At 61.7% G+C, this 17,268-nt stretch carries 11 protein-coding genes and 1 pseudogene; 6 read left to right on the forward strand and 6 right to left on the reverse strand.

The genetic code is table 11. The features are described 5' to 3' along the window. Window positions 1–25 precede the first annotated feature (25 nt). Window positions 26–463 (reverse strand): carboxymuconolactone decarboxylase family protein, encoded by a 438-nt coding sequence (locus tag ACHPFG_RS18105; protein ID WP_053133396.1) that lies wholly within the window; start codon window positions 461–463, stop codon window positions 26–28. Window positions 464–570: 107 nt separating this feature from the next. Beyond that, complete coding sequence (locus ACHPFG_RS18110; protein WP_090405514.1) at window positions 571–1,041, reverse strand: Lrp/AsnC family transcriptional regulator; 471 nt, start codon at window positions 1,039–1,041, stop codon at window positions 571–573. Window positions 1,042–1,164: 123 nt separating this feature from the next. Here ACHPFG_RS18110 and ACHPFG_RS18115 point away from each other — a divergent pair, with 123 nt between their 5' ends. After that, on the forward strand, window positions 1,165–2,448 hold the full coding sequence (locus tag ACHPFG_RS18115; RefSeq protein ID WP_431700045.1) for a methionine gamma-lyase: 1,284 nt from the start codon (window positions 1,165–1,167) through the stop codon (window positions 2,446–2,448). On the opposite strand, the gene ACHPFG_RS18120 is transcribed toward ACHPFG_RS18115, so the two are convergent. Further along, the gene (locus tag ACHPFG_RS18120; RefSeq protein ID WP_431700046.1) at window positions 2,384–4,015 is read right to left on the reverse strand and encodes a PvdJ/PvdD/PvdP-like protein; all 1,632 of its coding nucleotides are present in this window, start codon (window positions 4,013–4,015) and stop codon (window positions 2,384–2,386) included. The genes ACHPFG_RS18115 and ACHPFG_RS18120 overlap by 65 nt on opposite strands. A 142-nt stretch (window positions 4,016–4,157) precedes the next feature. Here ACHPFG_RS18120 and pvdM point away from each other — a divergent pair, with 142 nt between their 5' ends. Genes pvdM through ACHPFG_RS18135 form a run of 3 tightly spaced genes read left to right on the forward strand, consistent with a single transcriptional unit; the run spans window position 4,158 to window position 7,701 of the window. Then, window positions 4,158–5,507 (forward strand): pyoverdine-tailoring dipeptidase-like protein PvdM, encoded by a 1,350-nt coding sequence (pvdM, locus tag ACHPFG_RS18125; RefSeq protein WP_431700047.1) that lies wholly within the window; start codon window positions 4,158–4,160, stop codon window positions 5,505–5,507. Window positions 5,508–5,525: 18 nt separating this feature from the next. After that, on the forward strand, window positions 5,526–6,797 hold the full coding sequence (locus ACHPFG_RS18130; RefSeq protein WP_431700048.1) for an aminotransferase class V-fold PLP-dependent enzyme: 1,272 nt from the start codon (window positions 5,526–5,528) through the stop codon (window positions 6,795–6,797). 31 nt (window positions 6,798–6,828) lie between these two features. After that, window positions 6,829–7,701 (forward strand): formylglycine-generating enzyme family protein, encoded by an 873-nt coding sequence (locus ACHPFG_RS18135; protein WP_431700049.1) that lies wholly within the window; start codon window positions 6,829–6,831, stop codon window positions 7,699–7,701. Between the two features lie 121 nt (window positions 7,702–7,822). On the opposite strand, the gene ACHPFG_RS18140 is transcribed toward ACHPFG_RS18135, so the two are convergent. Then, on the reverse strand, window positions 7,823–8,653 hold the full coding sequence (locus ACHPFG_RS18140) for a N(5)-hydroxyornithine transformylase PvdF (protein ID WP_259243693.1): 831 nt from the start codon (window positions 8,651–8,653) through the stop codon (window positions 7,823–7,825). A gap of 200 nt (window positions 8,654–8,853) precedes the next feature. Here ACHPFG_RS18140 and ACHPFG_RS18145 point away from each other — a divergent pair, with 200 nt between their 5' ends. Both ACHPFG_RS18145 and ACHPFG_RS18150 read left to right on the forward strand, forming a co-directional pair. After that, window positions 8,854–10,506 (forward strand): cyclic peptide export ABC transporter, encoded by a 1,653-nt coding sequence (locus tag ACHPFG_RS18145; protein ID WP_167655429.1) that lies wholly within the window; start codon window positions 8,854–8,856, stop codon window positions 10,504–10,506. A 154-nt stretch (window positions 10,507–10,660) separates the two neighbouring features. Continuing rightward, window positions 10,661–13,048: a TonB-dependent siderophore receptor gene (locus ACHPFG_RS18150; protein ID WP_431703491.1), complete on the forward strand. Its 2,388-nt coding sequence runs from the start codon at window positions 10,661–10,663 to the stop codon at window positions 13,046–13,048. Window positions 13,049–13,205: 157 nt separating this feature from the next. Here ACHPFG_RS18150 and ACHPFG_RS18155 read toward each other — a convergent pair whose 3' ends face one another. Both ACHPFG_RS18155 and ACHPFG_RS18160 read right to left on the reverse strand, forming a co-directional pair. Then, on the reverse strand, window positions 13,206–15,926 hold the full coding sequence (locus ACHPFG_RS18155) for an amino acid adenylation domain-containing protein (RefSeq protein WP_431703492.1): 2,721 nt from the start codon (window positions 15,924–15,926) through the stop codon (window positions 13,206–13,208). Further along, window positions 15,915–17,177 (reverse strand): annotated as a pseudogene (locus tag ACHPFG_RS18160) (condensation domain-containing protein); the annotation flags it as partial. The pseudogene ACHPFG_RS18160 and the gene ACHPFG_RS18155, both read right to left, overlap by 12 nt. Between the last annotated feature and the right edge of the window lie 91 nt (window positions 17,178–17,268).

The raw sequence follows: 17,268 nt of genomic DNA on the forward strand, positions 1-17,268 counted from the left end.
CCACAAAGAGCCGTCTTCAACCTTCTTATTTAGGCATCTTGCGAAACCCTACCGCGAGTCGATTCCAGCTGTTGATGGTGGCGATGGCCACGCTCAGGTCGACTTGCTCCTGGGGGCTGAACTCAGCGGCAAGCGCAGTGAAGTCTGCGTCCGGGGCGTGAGTCTGGCTCAGCAGCGTCAGGCTCTCGGCCCAGGCCAACGCCGCGCGTTCACGCGGGGTGAAGAACGGCGTTTCGCGCCAGGCCGACAGGGTGTACAGGCGACGCTCGGTCTCGCCACCCTTGCGGGCATCGGCGGTGTGCATGTCGAGGCAGAACGCGCAGCCGTTGATCTGTGATACACGCAGGCGTATCAGTTCCAGCAATGGCAGCTCGATGGACAGTTTGCCGACGGCGGCTTCCAGGGCGAGCATGGCTTTCATTGCGTCTGGGGAAGCGGTGTAGAAATCGGTACGGGCTTGCATGAGGAACTCCGGAACGGTGGGAAGTGGTGGCTAGGTTAGCCACCGGGCCGTACGGGAGAAATAGCCAATTGCGGGGAAGAACAGGTGACCAATGGGGCGGTGTGTGATCAACCCGGCAATGGAATCACCCGCAACGGCCTCACCGATTTATAGGAAAAACTCGAATAGATCTCCTTGACGCAAGGCAGCGTCTGCAACACCTCCCGCGCAAACTCGCCGAACGACTCCAGGTCCTTCGCCACCACCTCCAGCAAAAAGTCATAGCGCCCCGACACGTTATGACAGGCCACGATTTCCGGAATATCCAACAACCGCTGCTCAAACGCCCGGGCAATTTCCTGGGTGTGGCTCTCCATCATGATGCTGACAAACGCCGTCACCCCATACCCCAGTGCCTTGGGCGAGAGGATCGCCTGGTAGCCGCTGATCACCCCGCTCTCCTCCAGGTTCCTGACCCGCCGCCAGCACGGTGAAGTGGTCAGGGACACGCGGTCGGCCAGCTCGGCCACGGTTAAACGGGCGTTGCCTTGCAGGGCGTTTAATAATGCTTTGTCGGTGCGATCCAGCGTGACGGGCATGATGTGCCTCTGTTTATTGTTTTTAGCGATTTTTCATCCCAGGACAGGGGACTTGTCGGCAATATTTGGAAAATACAGCCGTGGTTATGAGCATAGCATTGTAGGAAATAAGGAGCGTCCGACATGAACAATAAACACAATGCATTCGGCTTTTCCACCCGTGCCATTCACCACGGCTACGACCCCAAGGACCACCATGGCGCACTCGTGCCGCCGATCTACCTGTCGGCCACGTTTGCCTTTCCCACTGCCGAATACGGCGCCGCCTGTTTTGCCGGTGAGGCCAGCGGGCATTTCTATACACGCATTTCCAACCCGACCCTGGCGCTGCTGGAGTCCCGCATGGCCACCCTGGAAAACGGCGAGGCAGCGGTAGCGTTCAGTTCCGGCATGGGCGCAATTGCCGCGACATTCTGGACCCTGCTGCGCCCAGGCGATGAGGTGATCGTCAGCCAGACACTCTACGGTTGCACCTTCGCCCTGCTGCATCACGGTATCGGCGAGTTCGGCATCAAGGTGCGCCACGTCGACCTCACCGACCTGGCCGCTCTGCAAGCGGCGCTGAGCCCCGCGACGCGCATGATCTACTGCGAAACCCCGGCCAACCCCACCCTGCGACTGGTGGACATCGCCGCCGTGGCCGCCCTCGCCCATCAACAGCCGAATGTGACCGTGGTGGTCGATAACACCTACTGCACGCCGTACCTGCAACGGCCCCTGGAACTGGGGGCCGACGTGGTGGTGCACTCCGCCACCAAATACCTCAGCGGCCATGGCGACATCACCGCTGGTATTGCCGTCAGCAACCAGGCCCTGGCCCAGCGCATTCGCCTGCAAGGCCTCAAGGACTTGACCGGCGCGGTGATGTCGCCCCAGGACGCTTCGCTGTTGATGCGCGGTCTCAAGACGCTGGCCCTGCGCATGGACCGCCATTGCAGCAACGCCCAGGCCGTGGCCGAAGCCCTGCAGGCGCATCCCGCCGTGGAGTGGGTGACGTATCCGGGGCTGCGCAGCTTCGCGCAATACGCATTGGCGGCGCGGCAGATGAGCCAGGCCGGCGGCATGATCGCGTTCGAACTCAAGGGCGGGATCGACACCGGCCGACGCTTCATGAATGCCCTCAAGCTGTTCACCCGCGCAGTCAGCCTGGGCGACGCCGAGTCACTGGCCCAGCACCCGGCGAGCATGACCCACAGCACCTACACCCCTGAAGAACGCGCGCATCACGGTATCAGCGAAGGCCTGGTGCGTTTATCAGTGGGGCTTGAGGACGTTGCCGACCTGTTGGCGGACGTGCAGCAGGCGCTGGCCAAGTGCAGCCGCACCGTGCCGCGCCAAACGCTCAAGCCTCCCGCACCTTCACCTTCAAATGCCGCGCATACCAAGGCCGCTGCGGCACGCGCTTGAACAGGCCCTGCAACAGGTTCTCGTCCTCGCCAAAGGTAATGCGCAATGCGAGCTTCATGGTCTCCGGGTCCATCTCCATCGACTTGCCCATCTGCAACCCCGGTGTGGTGCTGCAGCCATGAGTGTCCGGGCCCAGCCACGGGTCGCCGACTTCGACCCAGCGCCCCGGCGCGAACCAAGCCACGCCATTGACGTCCAGGCGCCTGACCTCGCCGGGGTTGAAGCGTTCGTGGGCGCGGTACCAGTCTTCTATGCGGTCGTCGATCCAGCCGTGGAAGTGCCAGAACACCGGGTTTACGTGGGATGAAAACGGGTCGCCGAGGAAGTCGTTTTCTGCCGCGTACCAGCGCGCGGCAAAGTCTGCCGGGTCGCGGGCCAGGGGTACCGGGGCGCCGTTGGACGGGTCGCGGGGCACCGAGGCCCAGCGCATGTGCAGCCAGTCGTGCAGGCCCAGTTCCATTTCGGAGCCGAGTTGACCAAGGGTGCGTTTGGCCAGGTAGCGCGGGTCGCGGTATTGGGATTCCCAGACCTGGAAGTTGCTGTGGTACGTCTCGGCGGCCTTGATGTCGGCGACCCACTGGGTGTACTCGCTGTCATCCGGCTCCGACCAGGTGGGCGGCAGCGCGAAGCCGTCGTGGTTGTCGAAGTAACGCAGGAAACCAAGGCGATCACGCTCCAGCGCCGGTTGCGGTTCGGGGAATGCGGGCCACGAGGGCAAGTCCTGCATGGAACGCGCGGTGCCGAGCATATGGCGGTGCATGAAGAAGAAGTCGATGCCCGAGCCGTTGCGGTCTTTGAGCTTGCCGCGGGCGTCACGCTCTTTACCGCGCGGGCCGGGTTGCCAGCCGATGCCGCGCAGGGCGTCGCGTTTTGCTTCGGAGAGTTTGTGCCACTGGTCACGGGTGGCGTGCCATAGCTGGTGAAACAGGCGGTGCTCGGGGGCGATCAGCCAGGCCAACAGGGTCGGATTGAGGCCGATGCGTTGGCGGGCTTCGGGAAACAGCTGTTTGTGGGCGATAAAGCGGTTGTCGCGCTCGGTCAGGGCAAGCGGCCGATCCAGGTCGAGGATGTGTCCACTGAGGGTGCCGCTGCCGGCATTGCCGAAGTCGGCCCAGACCTCATCGAGGGTCATCTTGAACTCATAGGCGGGCCTGCCGTCGAGGGCATCGCGGTCAATCAGGCGCCAGTAGAGCAACGCGCCCTCGCCCGTCAGCAGGTCACCGAGCACGCGGTAGCGCGGTTCGCCTTCGCTGCGCAGGTTGGCGGCGGTGTCCAGGTAGCCGCGCAGGCCACGGCCACGGGGCGCGATGTCGAGCAGCAGTTCCAGGCCTTGCAGCGGCAAGCCCTTGAGGCCGGCGTCGCGGCCTTCCAGGCGCAGGCTCCACACCCCGCGCAAGGTGTTGGCCAAGTGCTGCCCGGTGGTGTCGGCCAGGTCAACGGTGGCTTCGCCGGGAGTGATGGGGAATTCTTCTTCGCGCGTCAACTCGCGATGGGCATAGAAGGCGGCCGGCACAGCCGCGCCGGTCAGCGCCAGGCCTGCGATGAACCCACGTCGAGAGATGGTCATTGTCTACCTTAGGAAACGGCTTTATCAGAGCTAGAACGTTTGCAGGCCAGGGAAATTTACCGCCCTGCCCGCGCCGCCTAAATTTCCGCGCGCATCACTCGTTCCTCCCTGATAGCGAAGGCCTCAACTGACTGAGATGGCAATGACAAAACCACGTTCGAAAAAGGCGCTGTACATCGGCTTGCCGCTGGCATTGGCCATTGGTGCCGGCGCAGGCTTCCTGGCCTGGGATCACTGGTTCAAGGGCAATGCCGGCTACCCGCTCGCAGTGATCAAGCAGGCCAATGAAATGCAGGACCGCCTGCTGTCGTTCGACAGCCACATCACCGTCCCCATGGACTTCGGCACCGCCGGCAACGAGGCCGACAAGGACGGCAGCGGCCAGTTCGACCTGGCCAAAGCGGCACGCGGTCGCTTGTCCGGTGCAGCCCTGACGATTTTCGGCTGGCCGGAAATCTGGAATGGCCCCAACGCGCCGCACAAGCCCACTGACGGCTTTGTCGAGGAAGCCCGCCACGAGCAGGAGGTGCGCTACAAGATCATCTCCGGCATGGTGCGTGATTTTCCCAATCAAGTCGGCATCGCCTATACCCCGGACGACTTCCGGCGCCTGCATGGCGAAGGCAAGTTTGCGATCTTTATCAGCATGCTCAACGCCTACCCGCTGGGCAATGACCTGAACCAGCTGGACCTGTGGGCGGCACGTGGCATGCGCATGTTCGGCTTCAGCTATGTGGGCAATAACGCCTGGTCGGACTCATCGCGCCCGCTGCCGTTTTTCAACGACTCGGTGGATGCCCTCGACGGGCTGTCGGACATCGGCAAACAAGCGGTGCAGCGCCTCAATGACCTGGGGGTGATCATCGATGTGTCACAGATGTCGACCAAGGCCCTGGAGCAGGTGGCGCAGTTGAGCCGCACGCCGATGGTGGCGTCGCACTCGGCGCCACGCGCAGCGGTGGACATCCCGCGTAACCTCAGCGACAAGGAACTGCAACTGATCAAGCGCAGCGGCGGCGTGGTGCAAATCGTGGGCTTCTCGGCCTACCTGCGCCCGCTGAGCCAACCGACCCAGGACAAGCTCAACACCCTGCGCGCCCGCTTCGACCTGCCCCCCCTGCCCAACCTGGCCGTGGCCTTGATGCCGGGTGACGCGATCATCGCCGCCTGGCCCGAGCACAGGTTCGGCGAGTACGCCAGCGCGCTGTACGCGATCCTCGATGAGGAACCCAAGGCCACGCTCAAGGACCTGGGCGACGCCATCGACTACACCGTGCGCAAGATCGGTATCGATCACGTCGGTATCGCTTCGGACTTCAACGACGGCGGCGGCATCGACGGCTGGAACAACGTCGGCGAAATCCGCAACGTCACCGCAGAGCTGATCCAGCGCGGCTACTCCGAAGCCGACATCGCCAAACTGTGGGGAGGCAACTTCCTGCGGGTGTGGGACCAGGTACAAAAAGCCGCCAAACCCTTGGCCAACCGCTAATCACCTAGAAGCAAGTCCATGACTGACCGCCGTACGTTTCTCAAGCAGGCCGGGGTATTCGCCGCCAGCCTGCCATTGGGCGCTGCACTCATCCCGCAAGCACTGGCTGTCAACACACCGGATGCCCCATGGACGGGGTTCAAGCAGCTGTTCAACCAGGATCCGGATTACCTGCACTTCTCCAACTTCCTGGTGGCCTCGCACCCCAGGCCGGTACGCGAAGCCATCGAGCGCTACCGCGCACAGATCGACCGCAACCCGGGGCTCGCCATGGACTGGGACCTGGAGCAAACCTGGAAACGCGAAGGCCAGGTACGCGAATGGGCCGGCCGCTATCTCAAGGCCACCCCGCCGCAGATCGCCCTCACCGGCAGTACCTCCGAAGGCCTGGCGATGATCTATGGCGGCATCAAGGTGCGCCCGGACCAGGAAATCCTCACCACCGTGCATGAGCATTACGCCACCCAGAACGTGCTGGATTTTCGCGTGCTCAAGGAAGGCACCCAGGTACGCCGGATCACACTGTTCGAGCGCGCCAGCCAGGTCTCTGCCGACGAAGTAGTGGGAAACATCCAGCGCAATATCCGCCCCAACACCCGCGTGTTGGGCATGACCTGGGTACAGTCCGGCAGCGGCGTGAAACTGCCCATCGGTGAGATCGGCAAGCTGGTGGATGAACACAACCGCAACCGCGATGACAGCGACCGCATCCTCTATGTGGTGGACGGCGTGCATGGTTTCGGCGTGGAAAACCTCGACTTCCCCGACATGCACTGCGACTTCTTTATTGCCGGCACCCATAAATGGATGTTCGGCCCCCGCGGCACCGGACTGGTCTGCGCCCGCAACCCTGAAAACAAGTACGTCACGCCCATGGTGCCGACCTTCTCCGAGGACAAGGACTTCGCCACCATCATGACCCCCGGCGGCTATCACGCCTTCGAGCATCGCTGGGCGGCGGATGAGGCCTTCAAGCTGCACCTGCAACTGGGCAAGGCGCCGGTGCAGGCGCGCATCCATGGGCTGAACGCCGAACTCAAGGACCAGTTGCTGACGCACTCGCAGATCGAACTGGTCACGCCGCGCAGCCCCGAACTGTCGGCCGGTTTCACCTTCTTCCGGGTCAAGGGCCAGGACAGTGATGCGGTGGCGGCCCACATGCTGAAAAACCGCGTGGTGATCGATGCGGTGGACCGCGACGTCGGCCCGGTGATCCGCACGGCGCCCGGCCTGCTCAACAATTCCGAAGAAATCCAGCGCTTCATGACCCTGCTCAGCCAGCGGTTGTGACACCCCTTTCCCCTTTGAACGAGAGGCCCACATGACGCCATTGCGACTCAAACCCCTGACGGCCCTGGCGCTGACCGCCCTGTGCGGCGCGCTGCTGCCTGGCCTGGCCCAGGCCGCCACACCGCAACCGGGCAAAGTGTTCAAGGACTGCAAGGACTGCCCGGAAATGGTGGTACTCCCTGCCGGCACCTTCACCATGGGCACACCGGAAGACGAAGTCGGCCGCGAGCCGGACGAAGGCCCGATGCATGACGTGACCTTTGCCAAGCCGTTCGCCATGAGCCGCTTCCACATCACCGCCGCTGAATGGGACAGCTATATCCGCCAGGCCGGGGTGAAGATCGCCGACGGCGACACGCGCCCCGGCCGCGAATGCATCGCCAGCAAGCCGCGCTACCCCCAGGGCCCGCGCCAGCCGGCGGTGTGCATGGACATGGACGACATCAAGCACTATGTGGCCTGGCTGTCGAAAAAGACCGGCCAGCAGTACCACATGGTCAGCGAAGCCCAGCGCGAATACGCCGCGCGCGCCGGTTCCACCGGGCCATTCCCCTTCCCGTTCGACGAGGGCAAGGGCTACAGCATCGCCGAGCATGCCAACACCTACGGGCCGGCGGACGGGTACAGCTATTCTTCGCCCGTAGGCAGCTACCCGCCGAATGCGTTTGGCATGTACGACATGCATGGCAATGTCTATGAGCGGGTGGCCGACTGCGAGCACCCCAACTATGTCGGCGCGCCGACGGATGGCAGCGCCTGGATGGAGCCGAACTGCGAGGGCTACATGATTCGCGGCAATGACTGGGGCGAAGCGCCGGTGTTCTCGCGTTCGGGCAACCGCAACACCATCTATCCGCAGACGCGGGGGGATTGGATTGGCTTCAGGGTCGTGCGCGATCTCTGAAGCTGACGGGATTTAATGTGGGGGGGCTTGCTCCCGATGAGGTGCGGCAGTCGACATCGCCATTGACTGATACTCCGCCATCGGGAGCAAGCCCCCCTCCCACAGTCAAATCGTGCGCGGCTTAGACCCCCTTCTGCGCCAACAACTCCAGGCCTTCATGCAGCGCCGGGAACAGGCTGTTGTTGAAGTTGTTCCAGCGCAGCTCGAGGATGGTGTCGTCCGGCGAGATCTCGGTCTTGAGCACGTCGTGGAACACTTCGCCGGAGTCGATGCCGTTGTCCACGTAGTGGAACGATGCGCCAGTGAGGTACAGCGGTTCACACGGCTGCGTCTGCTTGGTCGCCCAATCCACCACGGCTTGTCCACGGGCACCGTACAAGGCATTCCAGGTGGCGTAGGCACCCCGGCGCTCATAGGGCGATTCGATACGGGTGATACCGGGGTGAATGTTCATGATCCGACGGGCAAACGGCGCACCGGGGCGCACCAGTTCATCGAGGATCACCAGCAGGCCGTCCAGCACCACGATATCGGCCTTCAATTCCACCAGCGTGTCATGCAGGCGGCGTTCGAAGTCCTGCTTGCCGGCGATATGCTCGGCGCTGCCCCGTGGCAGGCGGCGATAGGTGGACGGCACGCTCAGCAGCAGGTCGTTGACCAGGTTGCCCTGTACCTGCAAATCCGCCGGATAGAGCCACTGGCGCCCCGGTTTATAGGCAAACCCATAGTCAGCCACCAACTGCTGGTCGCGCGGGTTCTGCTCATCGTCGTCATACACCACGCCCACCAGGTTGTAGGCGTCGCCCAGGGGCGTGTCGTTCAGCGCTCCCGCCAGGGATTCCAGCACCGACATCATGTAGCGCTCATGGTCCTTGTACGCCACCGGCTGCCCGGCCTTGTCGGCGGCGGCATTGCGCAGGGACCACACGTACACCAGGTTCTTTTTCGTCATTGTTTCGCTCTCGCTGGAAAGATCAGGCACGCGCCGATACGCGTGCGCCTACACCACAAGAACGAACCAGCCGCCGGGCAATTTATCCACCCACCACACCGCCGGGCATGCCGAGGTAAATAGTCGCGCCAATCTTTCGTTTGTCATGGGTAAGGGTCTGTGTGCCCAGCCCCCTCTTTTTCACTTTCCGGGAAGTACTTATGACCGACCCCAAGCGCGGCGCCTTCAAAGGTTTGCTTGCATTGCTCAGGCCGTTTCGCACCATCGTGACGGTCTCCATCGCCCTGGGCATGGCCGGCGGCCTGGCCATCACGCTGTTGCTGGCGACCATCAACAACGCGCTGCACTCTTCGACCGGTATGACCCAAGGCGTGATCCTGAGCTTTGCTGCGCTGTGCGTGCTGGCGCTGACCAGTTCGATCGTCTCCGATATCGGCACCAACTACGTGGGCCAGCGGATCATTGCCGCCCTGCGCAAGGATCTCGGCGAAAAGGTGCTGTCGGCGCCCATCGAGCAGATCGAACGCTACCGAACCCATAAACTGATTCCAGTATTGACGCACGACGTCGATACCATCAGTGATTTTTCCTTCTCCTTCACCCCACTGGCCATCGCAACCACAGTGACCCTGGGCTGCCTGGGCTACCTGGCGTACCTGTCGGTGCCGATGTTCCTGATGATGGTGGTGGCTATCGTCATCGGTACCGCCGTGCAGTACGCGGCACGCTCGGCGGGCATCAAGGGGTTCGAAGCCGCTCGCGACCAGGAAGACGAGCTGCAGCGCTACTATACCGCCATCGCCTCGGGTGCCAAGGAGCTGCGCATTCATCGGCCACGCCGCTATCGCATGAATACCCATCGCATCCAGGCGACTGCTGATCGTATCGGCGATATCCAGATCCGCTCGGTCAACATCTTCATTGTCGCCAAGACGTTCGGCTCCATGCTGTTTTTCGTGGTGATCGGCCTGGCGCTGGCCTTCCAGGCCTATAACCCAAACCCCGATCCGGCCGTGATCACCGGTTTTGTGCTGGTGTTGCTGTACATGAAGGGCCCGCTGGAGCACGTGGTGACCGCGCTGCCGATCGTCAGCCGCGCACAGATCGCGTTCTCGCGCATCGCCGAGCTGTCCGAGCGGTTCTCATCCCCCGAACCGCACCTGCTGCTGGAAGACAGTGAAGCGCCAAAACCCCAAGTGCACAGCCTTGAGCTGCGCGGCGTGACCTACAGCCCTCCGCCGGTGGAAGGCAGCGAGCCGTTCCACCTGGGCCCGATCAACCTAAGCATCAAGCAAGGCGATATCGTGTTTATCGTCGGTGAAAACGGCTGCGGCAAAACCACCCTGATCAAGCTGTTGCTGGGGCTTTATCAGCCGCAATCAGGTGAAATACACCTCAATGGCGAAGCTGTGATTGCCCCTACCCGCGACGACTACCGCCAACTGTTCACCACCGTATTCGCCGACTATTACCTATTCGACGATCTCGTCCAAGGGGGTGGGCAGAAGTCTCTGGACAGTGCGGCCCAGTATCTGGACCGCCTGGAGATCGCCCACAAGGTCACGATCAAGGACGGCGCGTTCAGCACCACCGACCTGTCCACCGGCCAGCGCAAGCGCCTCGCGTTGGTCAATGCCTGGCTGGAGGAACGCCCGGTACTGGTGTTCGACGAATGGGCCGCCGACCAGGATCCGGCCTTCCGCCGCATCTTCTACACGGAACTGCTGCCAGACCTCAAGCGCCTGGGCAAAACCATCATCGTGATCAGCCACGACGACCGCTATTTCGACATCGCCGACCAGTTGGTGCGCCTGCGCGCTGGCAAGGTGGTGCACGAAATGGAGCCAGCATGAATTTTCTTTTCCGGTTTTTCCAGGTGGGAACGTCTCACTAGTGGTAATGAGAACCAACCTCATAAATACCTATAAACTGCCTAACTAAAATATAGAAGAGAAAGCACCCATGTCAGTACGACTCGGTCTCAGCCCCCTGAGCAAAGCGCTCTCCATGCGCAGGACCTTGAACATCCACCTCAAGCCTTGCGCCTTGGCCCTAGCGGTGTCGTTACCGCTATCGAGTTACGTGCAGGCACAAGAGATCGAGATCGACATTCCTGCACAGCCGTTGGGGACAGCGCTCCAGGAATTTGGCCGTCAGACCAACTTGCAGGTGCTATACAGCCCGACGGATGTACAGGGCAAAAACAGCACGACGGTGAAGGGCAAGCTAGAGCCAGCCCACGCCATCGCCGCCCTGCTCAAGGACACCGGTATCAGCTACGGCCTGCAAGGCAGCGCAGTGACCATCACGGCGGGCGCGACCTCCGGGCTGGAGCTGGGGGCCACCCAGGTGACCGCCAACCAGTTGGGTACGGTCACCGAAGGCACGGGCTCCTACACACCAGGCACTATCGCTACCGCCACGCGACTGGTGCTGACCCCGCGTGAAACACCGCAGTCGATCAGCGTGATTACGCGCCAGCATATGGATGATTTCGCACTCAACTCCATTGATGATGTGATGCGTCATACACCGGGCATTACCTTGTCGGCCCTGGACAGCGAACGCACTAACTATTTCTCCCGTGGGTTCTCGATCGAGAACTTCCAGTACGACGGCATCCCTACCCTGCGCAACTCGGCCTATTCGTCCGGGCAAACCCTGAGCGACATGGCGATCTACGACCGCGTGGAAGTCCTCAAGGGCGCAAGCGGCCTGCTGACGGGTGCCGGGGCACCGGGCGCAACCATCAACCTGATCCGCAAAAAGCCTACCCGTGATTTCAAAGGCAGCGTGGAGCTGGGTGCCGGCAGCTGGGACAACTATCGCTCCCAGGTCGACGTAAGTGGCCCTCTCACCGAGAGCGGCAACATCCGCGCCCGTGCCGTAGCCGCGTACCAGGACAAGCATTCGTTCATGGACCGCTACGAGCGCAAGACCAACGTGTACTTCGGCACCGTGGAAGCGGACCTGGACGAGGACACCCTGCTCACCATCGGCTTCGACTACCAGAACAGCGATCCTCAAGGTTCTGGCTGGTCGGGCAGCCGCCCGCTGTTTGACCGTAGCGGCAACCGCATCGATGTAAAGCGCTCATACAACAACGGCGCGAAGTGGAGCAGCTGGGAACAGTTCACTCAGAGTTTCTTCACAACCCTGGAGCACAATTTCGACAACGGCTGGGTGGTCAAAGGCCAGTACACACACCAGTTCTCCGGTTATGACGCGCCGATGGGTGCGATCCAGCTGGGCCCATTCACGGCAACCGGTCTGTCGACGCTCTACGCGAACAAATTCACCGGCGATACCCGATCCGACTCCGGCGATATCTACGCCAGCGGCCCATTCAGTCTGGGCGGCCGCGAGCATCAGTTGGTGGTGGGCGCCTCTGCGTCCAATTCCCAGTGGAAAGGTAAGGATTACGGCGCGCCGATTCACGCCAATGGGCGCATTGTCGACTTCTGGAACTTCGACGGTAACTTCCCGGAGCCAAACTGGGGCACACCGACTCGAATCATTGATGAAACCACCCGGCAAACCGCTGGCTATATGACCGCCCGCTTCAACCTCACGGATGACCTGAACGTCTTCATGGGCACCCGCGTGGCCAACTACTGGCTGACTGGCGACAACAAGTCCACCGAAACCGGCAAGCTCGTACCCTATGCCGGCGTAACCTATGACCTGAACGACAACTTCACCGCGTACGCCAGCTACAGCGAGATCTTCATGCCGCAGGTGTATAACCGCGACAGAGAGAACAAACTGCTCGAACCGGATGAGGGCAAGAATTACGAACTGGGTTTGAAAGGCGAGTTTTTCAACGGTGGTCTGAACACCAGTCTGGCCTACTTCGAAGTGCATGAAACCAACAGGGCTGACCCTGATTCTGACTACAACGCCAACCCGACCAACCCGTCGATTTTGTATGCCTATAAAGGCATCGCCGCCAAAACCAAAGGCTTCGAGGCCGAAATGTCCGGTGAGCTAGCCCCAGGCTGGCAGGCCCAGGCTGGTTACACCCATAAAGTCATCCGGGATGAGCATGGTGTAAAAGTATCTACTTGGGAGCCTCAGGATCAGGTCAGCTTCTTCACCTCGTACAAGCTCAGCGGGCCGCTGGACCGTTTGACCATCGGCGGTGGCGCTCGCTGGCAGGGCAAGTCCTGGCAGGAAGTGACCAACAGTGGCAAGGGACGGCAGGAGGACTTCACCCAGGAAGCGTATTGGGTCGTGGACGCAATGGCTAAGTACCAGATCACCGACAACGTCTCCGCGACACTGAACGTGAACAACATCTTCGACAAGTACTACTACACCAACATTGGCTTCTATAACACGGCCTATTATGGTGACCCACGCAACGTCATGCTGAGCACACGCTGGGACTTCTAGCCCCCGGCAGTTGCGTGCAAACAGCACTTAGCCCCCCGCCATCAGGCGGGGGTTTTCTTTGTTGTGCGCCAGGCATGGCGCGTAGCGCCGTGACTGGAACACCACGCAAAAAACACCGGCGCAAGGCCGGTGTCCAGTGTAAGCGTGCTCGCCCGGGCTAGTGCCTGGCAGCCGTCAGGGCCGCTACGAACGAGGCAATGAACTCAGGGTTGTCGACGATTCGATCATGGGTCGTATCGATGACCACCGAAGTGTCCAGTCCATGGCCGATTCCCTCTTCAAGTGCCGTGCAGATGACTTGCCGATCACTGGCAGATTTGCTTTGTGCTGCCCACCAGCAACTCACAGGAGCAGCGAGGCGCGTATAGGCGGCGTCCTTCAAGCGCTCATCGAGTGTGCGTTTCAACGCCCACGAAACCTCCAGCTCTCCGCCTTGTTGCAGCTCGTTGCGCAAGCTGACAAATACCTCGCCCAAAGCCGACTGTCCCCACTCGCAAAGTGCCTCCCACCGTTGGTCCACCGTGGCGCCCGAGTGCTCGATATCCTGCCAGGCCTGTGCAATATCCTGGGCCGAGTCAGGGAACATGACCGTCAGCAACTCCACGCGCTTATCGCCTGCTTCCAGTGATTCAAACGCCGGCCGCAGGGTTTTGTCCCTGTCCCAGAACGCAGTGACATGCATCGGCGGAGGCGCATCGATGCTCCCCAGGAACGCCACTTTGGCCCCCTTCGCCTCCAGTCTGCCAGCCACCTGCAACGCAAGGTTCCCACCCAGCGACCACCCAGCGAGGTAATACGGCCCCTGCGGCTGGCTCGCAAGAACCTGATGGGTATAGTCCTGAACCATGGCATCCCAAGTCGGCACCTGGCTTTGCGGATCAAGCAGAGCCCGACAAATAACGCCCTGTACCGGCATCTCCGAGCGCAAGGCCATGCCGAGCGCCTTGTAGCAGTGTACTGAACCGAAACTTGGGTGAAACAGAAACAATGACGGCCCGCCCTGCTGGCCATTCAATTCAACGAGCAGCGAGCGCGCTCGTTCATCCGACGCGCTGCCCGCCAACGCCCTAACGGTTGGGCGCGTCATCAATTGGTTGACCGTGAGCATCAACCCGCATTGAGCCGCCAGGCGTTCTTTCACCACCAGCAACAGCAATGAATGCCCGCCCAGCTCAAAAAAGTTATCGTCCAGGCCAACCCGCTCGGTACCCAGCACCTGTTGCCAGATCTGCGCGACCTGGTGTTCGAGCGCCGTATGCGGCGCCACGTACTCACGTCGCTGAACGGCGGTTTCGGGGCGCGGCAGTGCCTTGCGCTCAAGTTTGCCGTTGGGGCTCAACGGCATACTGTCCAGCAAGACCCACTGGGCCGGCACCATAAAGGCCGGCAGATGAGTCGATAGATAGGCCGTGAGGGTTTCTCGCCAGTGCGGCATTGGCTGATCGAGCACCACGTAGCCGACCAATTGCGTGCCGTCCAGCGCCAGCACCGCGGTCTCGCGAACCCCTTCATGCTCAAGCAGGCGCGCTTCGATCTCACCCAACTCGATCCGCAGGCCGCGCAGCTTGACTTGATGGTCAATACGCCCGGCGTACTCGATCACCCCATCAGGACGATAACGCGCCAGGTCTCCAGTGCGGTACATGCGCTCGCCGCCCCCGAACGGGCTGGCGACAAATCGCTCGGCGGTCAACACTGGCCGACGATGATACCCACGTGCCAGCCCCTTGCCTGCCAGGTACAACTCGCCGAGCACACCGATCGGCACCGGTTCAAGGTTAGCGTCCAGGATATGACACCTCAGGTTGGCAATGGGTTTGCCGATGGGCACCGCGTCCTTGCCTTCGTCAATGCAGGCCCAGCTGGTGACATCAATAGCTGCTTCCGTAGGCCCGTAGAGGTTAAACAGGTGGGCCTGAGGCAGCTTGGCGAAGACTTGTTGTTGCGCATCCGCCGGTAAGGCTTCGCCGCTACAGATGATGCGCTGCACACTACTGCAACGGCCCACTAGGCGGTCCTGCAGGAAGGCTTGCAGCATCGACGGCACAAAGTGCAGCGTGGTGACAGATTCACGCGTGATCACCTCCACCAGCTTCGTCGGATCACGGTGATCGCCGGGTGCCGCCATCACCAATCGCGCGCCGCTGAGCAACGGCCAGAAGAACTCCCACACCGACACATCAAAACTGAACGGCGTCTTCTGCAGCACCGTATCACCGGCACACAATGCATACGCCTGTTGCATCCAGCACAAGCGGTTGGTCAAGGCTGCATGGCTGTTGCCCGCGCCCTTGGGCTTGCCGGTGGAACCGGAGGTGTAGATCACATAGGCAAGGTGTTCACCGCTGAGGGCTACGTCAGGGTTGGCCTCGCTGTACGCGTCCAGCCAAAGCTCATCGCGGTCCAGGTCAATACGCAACACGCTGTCGGCGGCCGGCAGGCTCAAGTGCGACTGGCTGAGCAACAGCTTTACCGCACTGTCCTCCAGCGTATAGGCCTGGCGCTCCGCGGGGTAATCCGGGTCCACAGGCACGTAGGCACCTCCGGCCTTGAGGATCGCCAACAAGGCGACGACCATTTCCACGGAACGCTCCATTGCCACGCCCACCAACACGTCCGGACCGACACCACGTGCGATCAAGGCATGGGCCAGGCGGTTGGCGCGATGGTTCAGGACGGCATAGCTCAACTGCTGCGCGCCAAACACCAGGGCTGGCCGATGCGGGTCATGTTCGGCGTGGGCTTCAAACAGTTGGTGCACGGTCTTTTCAAGGGGGTAATCGACAGCGGTGGCATTCCAGCCATCGACGATCTGCCGGCGCTCTGCTGCGTCCAGGATTGCCAGAGAGTCGACCAGGGCCTCCGGCGTTGCAACCATTGCACTCAACAGTCGTTGCCAGTGCTGCGCCATGCGCTCGATGGTTGCTGCGTCGAACAGGTCGGTCGCGTAGCCAAAGGATGCCCGAATGCTCGATGCCTCCTGCACAACATTCAAGCTAAGGTCGAACTGAGCGGTTCGGCTCTCCCAGTCCAGGCCCTCCAACACCAGGCCGGAGGTTCCCGACTCGCTTGTACTGCCAGCGCCACGGTTCTGATGGTTGAACATGACCTGGAACAATGGGCTGTAACTTAAGCTGCGTTCGGGACGAAGCGCTTCCACCAGTTGTTCGAACGGCAAGTCTTGATGCGCCTGGGCTTCCAGCACCCGTTGACGGGCTTGGCGCAACAGCGCCAGCACGCTGGTGTGCTCGTCCACCTCGGCCTTCAGCACCTGGGTATTGACGAAGAAGCCGACCAGGCGCTGCGTCTCGACCCGGTTACGGTTGGCGGTCGGCACACCGATACGGATGTCCTGTTGCCCGCTGTAGCGATGCAACAACACCTGAAAGGAGGCCAGCAGCACCATGAAACCGGTGGCGCCTTCACGCTGAGCCAAGGCGTTGACACCCGCTACCACGCGCTCATCCAGCACCAGGTCCAGGGAAGCACCGCGAAAACTTTGCACCGCCGGGCGTGGCCGGTCCAACGGCAGTTCCAGCACCGGCTGGTCGCCGCCGAGCAGGCTGCGCCAATATTCCAGTTGGCGGTCCTTTTCCCCCGCTTCCATCCAACTGCGCTGCCACAGGGCGTAGTCGGTGTACTGGACTGGCAGTTCAGGCAACTCAAACTCACGCCCATGGGTGTAGGCGCCATAGGCCTGTATCACTTCCTCCACCATCACTTGCATCGAAGCACCGTCGGAAATGATGTGGTGCTGCACCAGGACCAGCACATGGTCCTGCTCTGCCAGACGCAGGAGCGTCATGCGCAGCAACGGGCCGCGCTCCAGGTCAAAGGGTTGCGCAATTTCCTGTTCGACGCGCGCTTTCAACTGGCTTTCGTCAATGGTTTCAGGCACTAGTGTCACGAGGTATGCGGGCTGGACTTCCTGCTGCATGCCTTCACCGACCTGGCGAAACCGCGTGCGCAAACTCTCGTGTCGGGCTATCAGGTGTTCAAAGCTCTTTTGCAGCGCCGTAATATCCAGATGTCCCCTGAGCCGCAAGGCGCTGGGGATATGGTATGCAGCGCTCTGCGGATCCAATTGCCAGAGAAACCATTGCCGCTCCTGAGCATACGAGAGCGTCAGGAAGGGCGCCTCTCGCCGTACCTTCGGGATCGGCAGGTTGCCCGGCGAAACGCCTTCCTGCAGCATCCTCTGCAGGTACACCTTGCGCTGT

The sequence above is a fragment of the Pseudomonas sp. BR20 genome (assembly GCF_050780135.1).
Classification (GTDB): Bacteria; Pseudomonadota; Gammaproteobacteria; order Pseudomonadales; family Pseudomonadaceae; genus Aquipseudomonas.

Coding starts and splice junctions, on each gene's coding strand:
- ACHPFG_RS18155 (WP_431703492.1), bottom strand. CDS start 15,926: ATGGTTGCAACGCCGGAGGCCCTGGTCGACTCTCTGGCAATCCTGGAC.
- ACHPFG_RS18130 (WP_431700048.1), top strand. CDS start 5,526: ATGACTGACCGCCGTACGTTTCTCAAGCAGGCCGGGGTATTCGCCGCC.
- ACHPFG_RS18120 (WP_431700046.1), bottom strand. CDS start 4,015: ATGACCATCTCTCGACGTGGGTTCATCGCAGGCCTGGCGCTGACCGGC.
- ACHPFG_RS18150 (WP_431703491.1), top strand. CDS start 10,661: ATGCGCAGGACCTTGAACATCCACCTCAAGCCTTGCGCCTTGGCCCTA.
- ACHPFG_RS18115 (WP_431700045.1), top strand. CDS start 1,165: ATGAACAATAAACACAATGCATTCGGCTTTTCCACCCGTGCCATTCAC.
- ACHPFG_RS18105 (WP_053133396.1), bottom strand. CDS start 463: ATGCAAGCCCGTACCGATTTCTACACCGCTTCCCCAGACGCAATGAAA.
- ACHPFG_RS18110 (WP_090405514.1), bottom strand. CDS start 1,041: ATGCCCGTCACGCTGGATCGCACCGACAAAGCATTATTAAACGCCCTG.
- ACHPFG_RS18140 (WP_259243693.1), bottom strand. CDS start 8,653: ATGACGAAAAAGAACCTGGTGTACGTGTGGTCCCTGCGCAATGCCGCC.
- ACHPFG_RS18135 (WP_431700049.1), top strand. CDS start 6,829: ATGACGCCATTGCGACTCAAACCCCTGACGGCCCTGGCGCTGACCGCC.
- pvdM (WP_431700047.1), top strand. CDS start 4,158: ATGACAAAACCACGTTCGAAAAAGGCGCTGTACATCGGCTTGCCGCTG.
- ACHPFG_RS18145 (WP_167655429.1), top strand. CDS start 8,854: ATGACCGACCCCAAGCGCGGCGCCTTCAAAGGTTTGCTTGCATTGCTC.